At 69.6% G+C, this 13,721-nt stretch carries 14 protein-coding genes; 9 read left to right on the top strand and 5 right to left on the bottom strand.

Annotated features, from left to right (window positions below):
- Window positions 1-160: 160 nt before the first annotated feature.
- The 3 genes from ACJA3G_RS14630 (at window position 161) to ACJA3G_RS14620 (ending at window position 2,122) form a co-directional block, all read left to right on the top strand.
- Complete coding sequence (locus ACJA3G_RS14630) at window positions 161-679, top strand: EF-hand domain-containing protein (protein ID WP_406553402.1); 519 nt, start codon at window positions 161-163, stop codon at window positions 677-679.
- 223 nt (window positions 680-902) lie between these two features.
- Window positions 903-1,298 carry a peptidase inhibitor family I36 protein gene (locus ACJA3G_RS14625; protein ID WP_406553401.1) on the top strand — a complete coding sequence of 132 codons (396 nt, stop codon included), beginning with the start codon at window positions 903-905 and terminating at the stop codon, window positions 1,296-1,298.
- Window positions 1,295-2,122: a hypothetical protein gene (locus ACJA3G_RS14620; protein WP_406553400.1), complete on the top strand. Its 828-nt coding sequence runs from the start codon at window positions 1,295-1,297 to the stop codon at window positions 2,120-2,122. The genes ACJA3G_RS14625 and ACJA3G_RS14620 overlap by 4 nt, the downstream gene beginning before the upstream one ends.
- 111 nt (window positions 2,123-2,233) lie before the next feature.
- Here the strand turns inward: ACJA3G_RS14620 and ACJA3G_RS14615 are convergent, their stop codons facing one another.
- A complete protein-coding gene (locus ACJA3G_RS14615; protein ID WP_406553399.1) occupies window positions 2,234-3,172 on the bottom strand; it encodes a LysR family transcriptional regulator in 939 nt (312 codons plus the stop codon).
- 80 nt (window positions 3,173-3,252) lie between these two features.
- Between ACJA3G_RS14615 and ACJA3G_RS14610 the strand changes: the two genes are divergently transcribed.
- The 3 genes from ACJA3G_RS14610 to ACJA3G_RS14600 all read left to right on the top strand — a co-directional run bounded on the left by ACJA3G_RS14610 (window position 3,253) and on the right by ACJA3G_RS14600 (window position 5,628).
- Complete coding sequence (locus ACJA3G_RS14610) at window positions 3,253-4,176, top strand: DMT family transporter (RefSeq protein ID WP_406553398.1); 924 nt, start codon at window positions 3,253-3,255, stop codon at window positions 4,174-4,176.
- Entirely contained in the window at window positions 4,146-4,643 is a 498-nt protein-coding gene (locus tag ACJA3G_RS14605) for a YbaK/EbsC family protein (protein ID WP_406553397.1), read from the top strand. Before ACJA3G_RS14610 ends, ACJA3G_RS14605 begins: the two co-directional genes overlap by 31 nt.
- A 106-nt stretch (window positions 4,644-4,749) precedes the next feature.
- Window positions 4,750-5,628 (top strand): hypothetical protein, encoded by an 879-nt coding sequence (locus ACJA3G_RS14600; RefSeq protein WP_406553396.1) that lies wholly within the window; start codon window positions 4,750-4,752, stop codon window positions 5,626-5,628.
- 53 nt (window positions 5,629-5,681) lie between these two features.
- On the opposite strand, the gene ACJA3G_RS14595 is transcribed toward ACJA3G_RS14600, so the two are convergent.
- Entirely contained in the window at window positions 5,682-6,638 is a 957-nt protein-coding gene (locus ACJA3G_RS14595; protein WP_406553395.1) for an SDR family NAD(P)-dependent oxidoreductase, read from the bottom strand.
- 549 nt (window positions 6,639-7,187) lie between these two features.
- On the opposite strand from ACJA3G_RS14595, the gene ACJA3G_RS14590 reads away from it, so the two are divergent.
- Window positions 7,188-8,972, top strand: coding sequence for an RICIN domain-containing protein (locus tag ACJA3G_RS14590; protein WP_406553394.1), 1,785 nt, complete (start codon window positions 7,188-7,190; stop codon window positions 8,970-8,972).
- A gap of 94 nt (window positions 8,973-9,066) precedes the next feature.
- On the opposite strand, the gene ACJA3G_RS14585 is transcribed toward ACJA3G_RS14590, so the two are convergent.
- Together ACJA3G_RS14585 and ACJA3G_RS14580 are read right to left on the bottom strand one after the other, a co-directional pair.
- Window positions 9,067-9,582, bottom strand: a complete 516-nt coding sequence (locus tag ACJA3G_RS14585) for a hypothetical protein (protein ID WP_406553393.1) — start codon at window positions 9,580-9,582, stop codon at window positions 9,067-9,069.
- 119 nt (window positions 9,583-9,701) lie between these two features.
- A complete protein-coding gene (locus ACJA3G_RS14580; protein ID WP_406553392.1) occupies window positions 9,702-10,115 on the bottom strand; it encodes a hypothetical protein in 414 nt (137 codons plus the stop codon).
- Between the two features lie 295 nt (window positions 10,116-10,410).
- Here ACJA3G_RS14580 and ACJA3G_RS14575 point away from each other — a divergent pair, with 295 nt between their 5' ends.
- Entirely contained in the window at window positions 10,411-11,157 is a 747-nt protein-coding gene (locus ACJA3G_RS14575; protein ID WP_406553391.1) for a hypothetical protein, read from the top strand.
- A gap of 60 nt (window positions 11,158-11,217) precedes the next feature.
- Here ACJA3G_RS14575 and ACJA3G_RS14570 read toward each other — a convergent pair whose 3' ends face one another.
- Window positions 11,218-12,246 carry a DUF6215 domain-containing protein gene (locus ACJA3G_RS14570; RefSeq protein WP_406553390.1) on the bottom strand — a complete coding sequence of 343 codons (1,029 nt, stop codon included), beginning with the start codon at window positions 12,244-12,246 and terminating at the stop codon, window positions 11,218-11,220.
- A gap of 173 nt (window positions 12,247-12,419) precedes the next feature.
- On the opposite strand from ACJA3G_RS14570, the gene ACJA3G_RS14565 reads away from it, so the two are divergent.
- Window positions 12,420-13,142: a hypothetical protein gene (locus tag ACJA3G_RS14565; RefSeq protein WP_406553389.1), complete on the top strand. Its 723-nt coding sequence runs from the start codon at window positions 12,420-12,422 to the stop codon at window positions 13,140-13,142.
- Window positions 13,143-13,721: the final 579 nt, after the last annotated feature.

Below are 13,721 nucleotides of genomic sequence, written 5' to 3'. Positions count from 1 at the left end.
GCTCCGCACCCACCGGTTCACCCACACGGCCCAAGCAGAAACGAAACCTCGCTACCCGTACGGCCCCGCCGCCGTCCAGGACGTGCGGCGAAAGGGTAGGCAGCGACAGGGCGGCCAGTCAGCTGCCCGGACCGTCGTAGAGGCAGCAGGAGGCAGTACCGTGTCCGACTCTCCGCAACACCGCATCTTCGCCATGCTGGACGTGGACGGCGACGGCGTGATCACCCGCGCGGAATATCTCGCGCGGGTCGACCGCGTGGCAGCCGCCATGGGCCGCGACGCCCACCACCCTGTCGTCACCGAATCCCGGACGGCACATGAGGCAGTCTTCGAGGACATGGACTCCGATCACGACGGACGCGTCACGTTCGAGGAATACCGCACATGGGTCGGGCACGAGACCTTCGAACGCTCCTGTCGGCGCGCTCTGGGCTCGCTGTTCGACATCGCCGACACCGACGCCGACGGGTGTCTGAACCGTGCCGAGTTCACCCGCCTGCGTACGGCGGCGGGCAACGCCGAAATCGACGTCGACGCCGCGTTCGACGCTCTGGATGTGGACGGGGACGGGCTCGTCGACCGCGCCGCCTATCTGACGGGCATCCGCGATTTCGTCACCACGGGCAACTCTCCCATGGCAGCGGCCTACGGCGCGCCGGTGCTGGGCACCCTTTCCTGACCCACTCTCTCCGCTGACGGGCAGGCGCGCCTGTGCATGGCGCGCACCAGGCCGCCGCCTTCAGTCAGCAACCATCGCTGCGCGCAGAATCAACGATGACCGCGCCGAAGGTCAATGACGTGGACGGGCAAGCGAACGCAGACTTCTCGCAGGGGCAAGTGCAGCCACAGGCACCATCACGGCCACGGCCCCGTCCCGTTTCACGACCGACCGAGGAGCAAAGATGCGCAGACGAGGTCTCATACTCACGGCACTGGCCGCGCTGAGCCTCACGGCAGGCTCCATGGCAGCGGCCTCCCCGGCGAGCGCGGACAGTTGCGTCGGCGGGTGGTTCTGTCTCTACTACAACTCGGGCGGGGGCGGAGCGTTCGTCAGGATCGGCGGGAACATCCCCAACCTGTCGAACACCGTGTTCAACGCCTGCGGTACGAACTGCAACGGCATCGGGCAGAGCGTCTGGAACAACGCGGGATCGGCGCGCAACACGAACGACTTCTACGCCGCCACCGTGTTCTTCAGGTTCGACTACAAGGGACCCAGCGACTTCGTTCCCACCAACTTCCTCAGCGGTCTGCCGAACACGAAGAACGAAGACGCGTCAGTGCTGTTCGGGCCGTGACCACACGAACCGTGACCATGGCGTGTGCTGTCGCCGTGTGTGTGACGGTCGGCGGCGCGGCGGGATACGTGGCGACTGCCGGCGGTTCGCAGGCAGCCGGCAACAGGCGGCCGGCGGAACTGCCCGTACAGGCGTATCTGCTCAGCTACCAGCAGCGTGACGACGTGAACAGGGCGTACGAGCGACTGGTGGAACGCTGTATGCGCGAGCGAGGTGCGCCGGTGAGTCCGCTGCCGCACGTACGGCCGCCCCTGAAGAACGTCCTGGAGCGGCGGTACGGCCTGACCGACCTGGAACAGGCCTCGCAGTACGGATACGGGCTCCCTCCGTCCAGAAATGCCGCGCCACCCGCCGCGCCGAAGCTGACGACGGCACAGCGCCGGATCTACGACGGCGCGTCCACCGGGGGGCAGCAGCCACGAGGCTGTGTGGGCTGGGCCGTACAGCAACTCGGCGACGTCTCCCGGGCGCGCGAGACGCCGATCGCCATGGAGTTGCAGCGCAGGACGTGGGACGCGTCGGCCAAGGACCCACGTGTCGTCGCGGCGGTGGCCAGGTGGTCGTCGTGCATGAGTGCGTACGGATACCACCTCTCCTCCCCCGTGGACACGCCCGCCAAGGCGCTGCCCAACGCGTCGGCGGAGCGGGCGCAGGCCGTCGCGGAGGTACGGTGCAACCGGTCTTCCGGGGTAGTCCGCGAGTGGTTCGCGGTCGAGGCGGCCTACCAGGAAACGGCGATCGAACACGACAGGAGTCGCCTCGGCGCCGAACGGTCCGCCGCGTCCAGGGTCGTGGACCGGGCGCGAGCGGTGCTGGGGGAATGACGAGTCAGGGGGGTGACGAGGGCAGCCAGCATGGCCATCCCGTGCTGGCTGCCCGCCCCAGGGGCCGGAAATCGCCATCTTGATCTTGTCCACTCAGCGAGCTCCTCCCCCTCAAGCCCGTGCCCGTTGCGCACCGGAACCCGCGTCCGCGTCTCGGCTCTGGATCGTCGCGGCTGCACGGTGGAGATCGTCGAGCACCATCCGTACGGCTCGTCGCGCGGAGCGTTCGGGGCGGTGGAGCACATCGATGTGGCGTCGGGTGTGTACACCGCTGAGTGGTCGGAAAACCAGTGCGGGGTGCGGGCGTGTGGTCCAGCGTGGCATCAGGGCCAGACCGCCTCCGGCCGCTACGACTTCGGCGACGACGGTGAACTCGTTGATGCGATGGACGATGTCGAGCCGCCGGTTCGCGGCGGTCGCAATGGCGTCGATGGTCGCCATCAGCGGGAAGCCGTCGTGAACGGTGATCCACGGTTGGTCGGCGACGTCGCGCGGGGTGAGGCGTCGTTTGCTAGCGAGGGGGTGGTCGGCCGGCAGGGCGACGTCGAGCGGTTCGCGCAGCAACGTACTGGCGGTGACCGTGGCGGGCCAGGGTGGCGCCTGGTCGAGGCGGTGGGCGAGTACGAGATCGTAGTGGCGGGTCAGTCGCGGGAAGTGGTCCTGCGCGACGTCCTCGTCGGCGAGCGAGAGCGGCGGGCGTCCAGAGCCGGTCCGGCCGTGCAGCAGCAGGGGGAAGAACGCGGAGGCCGCACTGTGGAAGGCCGCCACCGACACCCCCGCGTCCGGCTGGTCGATGAATTCCTCGATGGTGTGCCGGGCCCGGGCCAGCGCGGTCTCCACCTCGATGGCCGCACCGGCCAGGGCGTTCCCGGCATCGGTGAGCACCAGCCGCCGCCCCTCGCGCTCGGTGAGGGGGACGGGGATCGAGCGTTGCAGCAGTCGTAGCTGCTGGGAGACCGCCGAGGGAGTCATCAACAGCGCCTCGGCGGTCGCGGTGACGCTTCCCAGTTCGCCGAGCTCCCGCAAGATCTGCAACTGTCGTTCGTTCACCCTCACAGTGTAGGGATCCTTCAAGATCTCTTAAGAAGTACGCCCTTGGCTTCACGGTGGAAGCAATGCAGCGTAGGGGGGTGTTCCACACCCGCCGCACTGACGCAGTGCTTCTGCTTGTCGCCATCGTCTGGGGCTCCAGCTATCTGGCCGCGAAGACGGCCACCTATGCCCTGCCCGTCCTGGTGGTGCTGTTCGCCCGGTATGCCCTGTCCGGGTTCGCCTGCCTCGCCCTCGTCGCCGTCCGGCAGGAGCGGCGCTACACGCGCGACGAAGTGCGTGTCGGATCCTTCCTGGGGGTCACCCAGGCGGCTGTCCTCGTTCTCGAGACATACGGGGTCGCGCACACCAGCGCGGCCAACGCCGGCCTGATCATCAGCCTCACCATCGTGCTCACCCCACTGATGGACCGCACGGCCGGCAACGGCGCACTGCCCCCGCGCTTCTTCGCCGCCACCGGTGTGTGCCTGCTGGCCGTCATCCTGCTCATGTCGGGCAGCGGCTTTCACTCGCTCCGCATCGGCGACCTGCTGATGCTCGCCGCCGCGGTGGTGCGCGCCGTGCACGTCGCGCTCGTGGGGCACCTGACGAAGGGGCGCGTCGTGCGGCCCCTGCAACTGACGGCCGTCCAGACGATTCTCGGCTCGGTGCTGCTGGCCGTGCCGGCCACCAGCGGCCTGCCGAAACTGACGCAGGTCGATGCGGCGGTCTGGGGCCAGCTTGCCTATCTGGCCCTGTTCTGCAGCGTGTTCGCCTTCCTCGCCCAGACCTGGGCGGTACAGAACAGCTCCGCGAGCCGGGCCAGTCTGCTCCTGGGCACCGAACCGGTCTGGGCCGTCGCGGTCGGCATCGGCCTCGGTGGTGAGAAGTTCACCGCCCTCGCCGGTCTCGGGGCGGCGCTCATGGTCACCGGAACGTACTGGGGACAGAGCATCGAACGCACCCACCGCACCACCCAACAGGAGGAGTCACCATGTCGGACAGCGGCACCTACCAGCGCCTGATCGACCTGCTCGACAGCACGGCGACCGTGTACAAAATCATTGACCACAAACCGGAGGGCACGACCGAAACGGTCAGCGCGCTGCGCGGACACCCGGTGTCGGAAGCGGCGAAATGCCTGATCCTCATCGTCAAGATCGACCGGCGGATCACCCGTTACGTACTCGCGGTCGTCCCCGGTGACCGGCGCGTGGACCTCAACGCCGTCCGCACGCTGTTCGCGGCCCGCTACGTCGGTTTCTCTGACGCGGCCACGGCCGAGCGACTGGCACACGCCGTCCCCGGCACCGTCCTGCCCTTCAGCTTCCACCCGGAACTCGAACTCATCGCGGACCCCGGTGTCACCGCCCTGCCCCGCCTCTACTTCAACGCCGCTCGCCTCGACCGATCGCTGGTCATCTCCGGGGAGGATTACGCCCGGGTCGCCCAGCCACGTATCGAACGCATCGCGGGTCCCGTACCGGAGTGACGCGTTCAAGGCGCACGGCGGGCCCACCCTCTCGGGCCGCCTCTCAGGCCGCCGGAAGATGATGTTTTTGTCGTGGCGGTGCCCCCGTCGCGTAGCCTCACTCGGTGTGAGAGGGATACGAGCGGAGTGGGACCGTCTGCGGCACAGGCCGACCAAGGGGCAACTGGCGCCGGCCCAGAGCGCGGTGCTGGAGCGGGCCCACCAACTACTCGCGGCGGGAGAGTTCGAGCAGGCCGAGGAGGGCGGACGGTTCCTCGCCACGATGTCGCCCGTCCGAGGCGCGGATTCCGAGCTCTCGGCATGGCTGGCCAAGGCGGTGGCGGTGACCGCCGCCGCCGCTCACGGGCGCGGCCAGGAAGTGCTGCCCGAGATGGAAGCCCTGATCACCGAGATGACGCGGTCGTCGGACGCCGGCCCGACTCTGCGGACGGTCCTGCTGGCCGTCCGGGCGCACCACGTGGAGATCCTTCTCCAGCAGGAGCGGTACGAAGAAGCCGAGTCCGAGGCGCGGGACATCCTTCGCGCTGCCGCCCGCCTCGCACACCTCACGCAGGTGTGGGAGACCGAACTCTTCACACTGACCAAGCTGGCAGCGGCGCTGAACGGTCAGGGCCGCCACGAGGAAGCGGAGGCCATCGCTCGCGGCAATCTGCCGCTGGCGGACGGCCTCGCAGCAGCCGCGCTCGGTCGCCCTCTGGTGTGCAGCCTCAACGGTCAGGGCCGCTACGAGGAAGCCCTGACCGAGGCACACCAGCTGCCTGTGGCCGGAACCCGGGTCTCCAGCGGCGCCCTGGACATCCTCATCGCCACTTCCCTGCACCATCTCGGCCGGGACCAGGAGGCGGAAGACGCCGCTCGCCGGGCCGTGCTCGCCTGTGAGCAGGCTCTGCACCCGGTCCACCCGCGCATCCGGGAGGCCCGTACGCTCCTGGCCCGCATCACGGGCGAGGAGGACCCGACCCCCGAAGGGGATGCGGGACCCTGACCCACCCCGGGGGTGAGAGTCCCCCAGGACAATCCGGCCATGGGATTCCGCGTCTACCGGAGGCGGAAGCCGAGGTGCGGATCGATGTCGGTCAGCTCGCAGCTGGCGTCCCACAGACGGGCCGCGACGGTCCGGTCGGTCATATGCGAGGGGACGGGCTCTCGCCGTGGTGAGCCACGCAGCCCGAAGACCCTCGGTCCCCACAACTGCCCTCCCGCCACCTCCGAGTCGAGGACTGCACGGACGACGGGCCAGGCTCCGGCATCCTTACCCTGCACCACGAGCCCCGCAGGCACGGCCCGTAGTCGCTTCGCGGAGGTCGTCACGTGTACCGGTGGGCGCGACGGCGTGAGGGCGTCCAGCGCACCGCCGGGGTGGGCCACCACACTGAGTACCGTGCTGCCGGCGGCGCGCAGACGGCGGTCCAGCTCGAAACCGAAGCTCATCTGCGCCAGCTTCGACCGGCCGTAGGTGCGCTTGGGCCGGTAGTCCTGTCTCGACTGCAGATCACCCAAGTCCAGTCGCTCGGACCGCGCGGCGAAGCTTCCCACCGTCACGATGCGGCCTTCCGGCGCCGCGGACAGCAGGGGGGCCAGCCACCGGGTGAGCGCGAAGTGGCCGAGGTGGTTGGTGGCGAACATCAACTCGTGACCGTCGCCGGTCTCCCGCCGCGGCGGATCGTCGAGCGCGACCCCGGCGTTGTGGACCACCGCGTCGAGATGGTCGAGGTCCAGCGCGTCCACGGCGGTCTTGAGGGAGGACAGGTCGGCGAGGTCCAGTTGAAGGTGCCGTACGCGAGCACCTCGGACGCGCGCGTGGATGGAGGCCATGGCGGCGTCGGCCTTCGCGGCGTCCCGGCTGCCAAGGACGACGACGGCTCCGGTGGCGGCGAGCTGCTCCGCGACGAAGTAGCCGATCCCGGCGTTGCCTCCGGTCACCAGGACTGTGCTGCCCTCGGCGGACGGCGGCCGGTGAACGTCCCACGGCCGGCTCTGGGGTGCGGGAAGCATGAGGACGGGCTCCTTGCTCTCGGGGAAACGTGTGCTCGTGGGGAGCACCGTCCCGACCAAGGTCGCAAGCTCCACCGACACACCGCCTACAGAGCTCGGCCGACGCCGACAGATGTCCGACACGCCTCCGGCGACACCGGCCGGTCCGGACCGTCATCAGCCGATGGGGAGGCAGCTGGTGAGCGCGCGCCCGGTGCGGCCGTCCTCTGGCTGCGTCTGTGCCTGCGCCTGGGCCTGGGCCTGTGCGAGGGCCGTCGGTCTGGCGGAACGGACGGCTCGCGTTGGCCGGCCATCCGTGCCCGCGGGCGTCGGACCGGCGAACCGATGACGAGTGGGTCGCACGCGCGCCGATTGTCTGGTGCAATCGAGACAACGGCAGGCCGTGCGCTGGACGGCATCGGGGAACGGGTGTTCCCTGGTGGCGTTCCGCGGCCCGACACTGCCGGGGAGTGGAGTTGACCGCGTGGCCCCGATGCGATCCGCGCAGGTCAGCCCGCGTCAACGGGCCGGACAACGGGGGATTGTCCGCGGACGACTGGGGGGACGACCATGCGTAGAAAAGGACGACCACAAGGGGCGCTGAAGGGCGCGACGCGAGCGGCCGATGCTTTGGCCGGATTTCTGGGGGAACTGACAGCTGAGCTGACGGTCCGTGAGCTCGCGGAGCGGTACGGCGGCAGCAAGACGACGTGGAGCGACTACCGCAGCGGCGCCCGGGTCATACCTCTCGGCCGGCTCAACTCCGTGGTACGAGACCGTGTACGCGACCCCCGCGGACGCCAGACGCTGCTCCAGCGGGCGCACCGGCTGCACGAGGCGGCTCTCGTCGCGGAGGCCGAAGCTGGTCCGGACCTGAAACTCGACGAGGCGCTGCGGCGCGCCGAGGCCGACCTCGCGGAGGCCGAAGGGCTCGTACGGAGCCTCCTCGCCCTGCTGAGCGCACTGCTGGGGAACAACGAGGTCTTCCGGGCCGCCGTACCGGATCCGGAGCAGCGGCCGAGCGAACGCGGGAGAGCCGATACGTCGGCACCGACGACACCGTCACCGTCCGCAGCGCCGGAGGCCGACGCTCACTCCGACCCGGCGGCGGACGGCCTGGTGGACCGGGCGCTGCGGCAGTTGGAAATCGTGCGGTTCCTTCATGACGGCGCCCGGCAGATCCTCGGGCGGGCGCGGGCGGAGAACCGCGCCGCCCTGCCGACCGGGTCCACGACCTCGCTGACGGCGGGCACCGACCTGGTGCTGGCGCTGGCGCGGACGGCCGACGCCCTGGCTCACACCGGGCATGAGGTGGAGCGCCTGTGGCAGGAGCACCGGACCACAACGGACGAGCCGTTGAGGGGCGTTGTTCTGGAGCGGACCGACCGCCCTTCTGTGGCGCAGGTGATCGCCCACACGGCCTTGCCGCCTCTGCCGTACGGCATCTTCCCGCCGACGCCCGCGGTGACGGGTGCGACGACCGGGCTTATCGCGGTCGTCGAGCCGCACCGCAGGCCGGTCCGTTCCTCCCTCGGGGTGGCCGCCGTCCTCGCCGTGTTCACCGTCCTGGCCGTCGCGGTGTCGGCGGCGACGGCCGTGGTCGTCGTGGGACGGGAGCGGCCTGCCGCGCCCGCGCCGATCTCCCGGGACGTCCAGCCGTACCGGGTGCAGTACCTGCCGTCCCCGGGCGACACGGCACGGTCTGCGCCTCCGGTCACCACGCCGCCGGCCAGCCCCTCCCCCGTGAGCCCGTCCTCCGTGAGCCAGAACCCACCGAAGGCGTCGCCTCCGGTGGCCCCGACAGTGCCCGCCCCGGGAGGCGGGTTCCTGGCACCGCCCTCCCCAAAGGTCCCGGTCGTGCCCGCTCCCAGCAACTCGACGTCGCCGCCCGCGCAGACGCCGGAGGTTCCCGACGCCCCGAACGGCCTGTTCCGGCTGGCGAACGCGGGCAGCCATCTGTGCCTGTCCGTCTCGCCCCAAAGCCAGGGGCCGGCGGCCGGTATGGTCCAGACCGGCTGCGGTGAGAACCCCGAACAGCAGTGGCATCTCACCCGGGAGGCGGCCGGGCCGCCCGCCGTCTACTCCATACGCAACCGGTCCAGCGGCCTGTGTCTGTCCGTCGAGGGCGCCAGGGTCGACAATGACGTCCCCGTGACCCACTACCTGTGCGGCGACCGGCAGGGCCTGTTCCCCGACCAGTTCTGGACGCTGCGCTACCGCAGTGCGTTCCGGGCCTGGCAGTTGGTCAACGTCAACAGCGGCAAGTGCGCCGGCTCCCGTGCGGGTTCGCGCGACAACGAGCCGGTGCTGCAACAGGACTGCCGTGACGACCCCTGGCTCATGTGGCAGTCCTGAGCTGACCGTACGAGGGGTACGGGCTCGTTGAAGGAGTGCGGGCACTATGAAGGGGTGCGGTCTCAACTGCCGCACCCCCTCAACGCCAGCGCACCTACGCCTCGTTGAGCGCCGCGGCAGCGGCGTCCACGACCGGCCTGATCAGGCGTATATACGCGCGCAGGGCATCCTGGAACTCGCGCCGGTTGTCCCGGCTGACGTTCTCGGCCGCGGCGGCCAGTGCGGTACCGAGCATGCCCGACATGATCAACAGGTGTGATGCCGCGACGTCGACGCTGGAGGGGCCTTCCAGGCCGATCAGCGTGACCGCACGCCGTAAGTGCTGATGCCGTTCGCGGTGAGCGGCCAGGGCGGCTTCGTACTCGGCGGCGGAGAGGCCGTCGACTCCCCGCAGCCCGTCGGCAACGGCGTGCGCCCAGTCGATGAGTTCCAGATAGGCGGCCCGTCGGGTCTGGCGCAGACTTTCCCGACGTTGCGCTTCGGTGGTGGCACTGACCTGGACCCGGGCGGCGTGGGCATTGCCCCTGCTGGTCAGCCAGCTTGCCAGTGAGCTGGCCGCGATCGCGGTGATACCCGTGAGGCCGGCGACGAGCAGTGCGTTGTCAGACACGCCATGAGTCTCTCCGACAACGCACCACAGCGGCCATCGCTTCCCGCATTCGGCGCCGAAGCGGGATGGGCGTCTGTTCCGACCCCGCCGGAGCAGACGCCCATTGACGCCGGATCAGATCACTTGCAGTACGGCACCGGGGCGAGGTTCTTCACGTAGCGAGCGGTGACCCAGCCGGGCTTGCCCGCGCCGAGCTTGTACCAGATCCGGTTGCCGTCCACGTTCTGGCTGTTCTTCTTGCACTGCAAGGCGGTCACGGTGCCTTCGGGCAGCAGGTTGAGCCGCTTGGACGCGGTGGTCGCATCCTGGTGGACCCACAGACCGCCGTTGGCGATGACCCTGCCCGTGGGCCCGGCCGCCGGGGCAGGCGCGGGTGCGGGAGCGGGGCTCTGCGGAATGGCGGTAACGGTCGCCGTCGCGGGTGCCGCCGCGGGTACCGCCGAAGCCGCGCTGGCGCCGAGCAGGATCCCCGTTCCGGCAAGTGCCGCGACCGCTCCGGCGGCGACCGCCTTGCGCATGGCAGATACGTACATGTCTTCCCCTTTCGTTACCTTTAGGGTGTACGCCCTGTAAGAGCGCGGATCGCGCGGATGCGTTCCCAGGGAAACCGGGGAACTTTGTTGGCAGGGTGGGTAGTTGAGGTACCCGGCACTCGCTTTCGGCCACCGTGTGATGGACGGACAATATGCGGTGACCGCGATGGCCAGACCAGATGGACGGCGTCGGGCAACCGCTTTTGATCTTCGGCATGTCCATGCCCTAAGGTCGCGTGCTCCAAGAGCAATCCGACGGGGTGTAGTGATGCGTGCGGTACGGATGTCGGCGGTCGTGGCAACCATCAGTGTGCTGGGCATGGCGTTGAGCGGGTGCGAGACGAAGGAGACGCGCGAGGGGGCGGCCCCCGGTGACGCCTCCGCCTCCGCCGCTGCGACCGGCGGATCGCGCGGCACTGGCGGACCGGCCACGCCCCCGGGTTCAACCGACGCGGGCACGGCCCCGTCCGCGGCCCCACCCGCCGACGAGGCCGGAGCCGGCCGGAACGGCGGCACCGGGGGCGCGGTCGGAGCCGACGGGCTGACCACGCGTCAGCGGTTCATGCTGGACAACCTTCCCGAGGCGGGCGCGGTCATGGCCGCCGGCGAGTACGTACAGCGGTTCACCACCTGCAAGCGCTACAGCATCGACCCCTCCGACGACCGCTACTACCCGATGGACGAGGAGTTCGACGAGAAGAAGTGGGGCGTCCGGTTCCGTGGGACGTGCGACGACGGCCACGGCGGCTGGATCCGCGTGTTCTGGACCGGTCCCGGGGCCGGTATGAAGAAGTTCCAGGCCGCCTACCGCGCCGACATCGCCAAGCGCATGAAGTCCACGCCGAACGCGGGAGGCAAAGGCGGCTTCGCGGTCGGCAAGGACTTCGCCGTGATCGCCCCGAACGACAGGACCGTACGCCAGCTCGGCGGCTCGCTGCTCCTGGTCCTCAACTGCAATCCCCACCACCGGGCCACCGGCGACAGCGCCACGGCCCCCGCCCTGGTCACCGGCTGCAAGCTGTCCGACGAATTCGTCTCCTGAGCGAGGGTTTCGCCGGGGCGCGGCCCCGCCCATCGTTCACGCCGCCACGGCAGGCAGGTCTCACCGGGCAGCCGCCCGTTCGGGGATCGTCGGAAGAACCTTCTCCGCGATGCCGACGAGAACACTGTCGTCCGGGAGGGCGCCGGACGTACTCCACACGGTCACCTCGTAGTAGCCGCCCCGGTCCCCCCGGTCCAGGGCCACGAGCAGCGTCCTGGCCAGGGGCCCCTCACCGACCTGGCCACCGGAGCCGCCCCCGAGATTGACCTTGATCGCCATGGTGTGATCCGAGGAAAGGACCGCGGGCCGCCCGAGAACCGTCAGTGCCTTGATGTCCCTCTCATTGCCGAACTTCATGAACTTCCTGTACTGCGCCAACGACAGCTCGTTGTACGTGGCCGAAAGATGCACGGTGTACGTGGCGAACCTGACCTCCGCCTCCGGGAGGGCGATCTTCTCGTCCGTCAGAGGAGCGGTGTTGTTGGTACCGGAGACCGTGGTTGCGATCTCTCCGGACTTGCCGAGCATCTGAGCCAGGTCAGGCCGGTTGAGCGCCTTGCACAGCTCGTCGCCGGTCGCGGCCCGGGGCGTCGCCTGGTAGGCCTTCGGCAGCTCCTTGTGTTCCCCGGCCGGGCACGAGGCGGGCTGCGACCTGCTGTCGTCGGAGGACGGCAGCACGCGGGGAACCACCCATACCGCGGCCACGAGCGCCCCGACGACGGCCACTGCGGCGACGGCCTGGCCCCACACGTGGGGCTCCTTCTCCTTCTCGGGAGTGCCAGGGTCGGGAAGCTGCCCGGAGTCGGCCTGGACTTGGGGGGCGATAACCGCCGGCTTCTCCTCCTCTGCGGCAACCGCCGGGCTCGGATCGCGGCGTGCGCGCAAGGCACGCAGGGCGCGCACGGCACGCAGCACCATGTGGACACGTATCGCGGTGAAGACGAGGAACACCGCACCGATGCCCGCCATGACTTGGTCATGGTCGTGGAAGGCGAGGTACACGAGGCGTACGCCGAGAACCGACCCGATCGCGATGAGCAAGGGCTCGCGGACCCAGAACGGCAGGAGACGGAGGAGGAAACCGAGCATCTGGTGATCTCACCATGACAAGGCCTCGCCCGCCATGGTGTTGGGCGCCACACTTCCAGGACCGGGTGGCTGGGTGGCTGGGTGCCGGTATGACCACTTCCCCCGTGAGGGTGATCGCGCGGTCACCCCGGCCCGCCCATGATCCGTGCTCGCTATAGATGGGCCTTGTCATATTGAGCAACCGATGGGTCCTCACCATGCTCAAGGCCGCTCTGCGCGTCCTCGCCTCCGCATCGCTCGCCGTCGCCTCGCTGACCGTCGCCGCCCCTGCCGACGCGACCGTGCACCGCCCCACCACGCTGAAGCCCCAAGCGCCCGACACAGGGCCCTGCGGACCGGTCGGCCGCTTCCACGCGTCGGACTGGTGGCACACCACCACCTCCCCGTCCATCGCCCCGGCCATCCGGCATGCCGCGGAAGACGAGAACTGGCAGTGGCGCCGCGACGCCAACACACTGTGGCGGGGCGACACCCGGGACAACGTGCAGCAACTCTTCGACGACGGCTTCACCCCGCGCGGCGAGACGGTCACTCCGCTGGCCGAGTACATCGTCAAGGGCGGAGGCCAGAACACCGCGCACCTCAGCGCCAGTTGCGAGAAGTGGGTGGCCCAGAAGTTCGCCACGTACGGCGGGGGAAAGACCGGGTGGGTCTACGAGATCGCGGCCCCCGGCGGAATCGACGTCAACGCCACCGCCCACCTCAACGGCTACGAGTCCCCGTACCTCTGGAACAAGGAGATCGACTTCCCCGGTGGAATCCAGGGAAATTACATCAAGAGCGCCTGCAAGTACCGGCTGCTGAGGACCGACCCGGAGACCAAGGTCAACACCTACAAGAACCTCGGCTGCAAGACCAACCACCACTTCGAGCCCGTCCTGGTGGCGATGCACTGATACGGAGATACGGACGCGGAGTCGGGGCTCGCGGCCGGCAGGGCCCCGTCTGAAACTCGCCTCCTAACCCATGGGGCGGCTCTCCCCGCACGTAGGCTGCTCGGATGTTCCATCGGCTTGAGCTCAGCGTCTTGCCCCCGGGAGCCAGATGGCCTGCCCAACTGCGGTTCTCGGTCGATGGCGCGGACACGGTGGCAGAGGCGGTCGGCGAGGGAGGGCGCGGTCCGTTTGCCGAGCAAGCGCTGCCCACCGACGGCCGCAGCCCCCTTTGGGCCACCCCACAGGGACGACGGGTGGTGCTGGGCGAGCCGCAGTGCACAGGAGGGTGCTGCGGCTACCTGTCGGTGTTCCTCCAGCGCCACGGCAGTATCGTCGTGTGGTCCCACTGGCAGGTGCCCCTCGGTCGCACGCGCCCGCCGACGCTCTGCTTTGATGCCGACCAGTACGACAGCGAAGTCACCCGGGCAGTGGCGGACCGGTGGTGACAGGCCCAGGTGTGGCGCGGCGAAGCCGTGGGGGGTCGAAGCCCCGGGCATGGCACTCCGGAGCCCGCCCCGATCTTCACTCGCCCTTCCCGCC

The organism is Streptomyces sp. YS-3 (genome assembly GCF_045257485.1).
Classification (GTDB): Bacteria; Actinomycetota; Actinomycetes; order Streptomycetales; family Streptomycetaceae; genus Streptomyces.
Note: the sequence above shows the minus strand (reverse complement) of the source record. Positions and strands in the feature narration are given on the sequence as shown.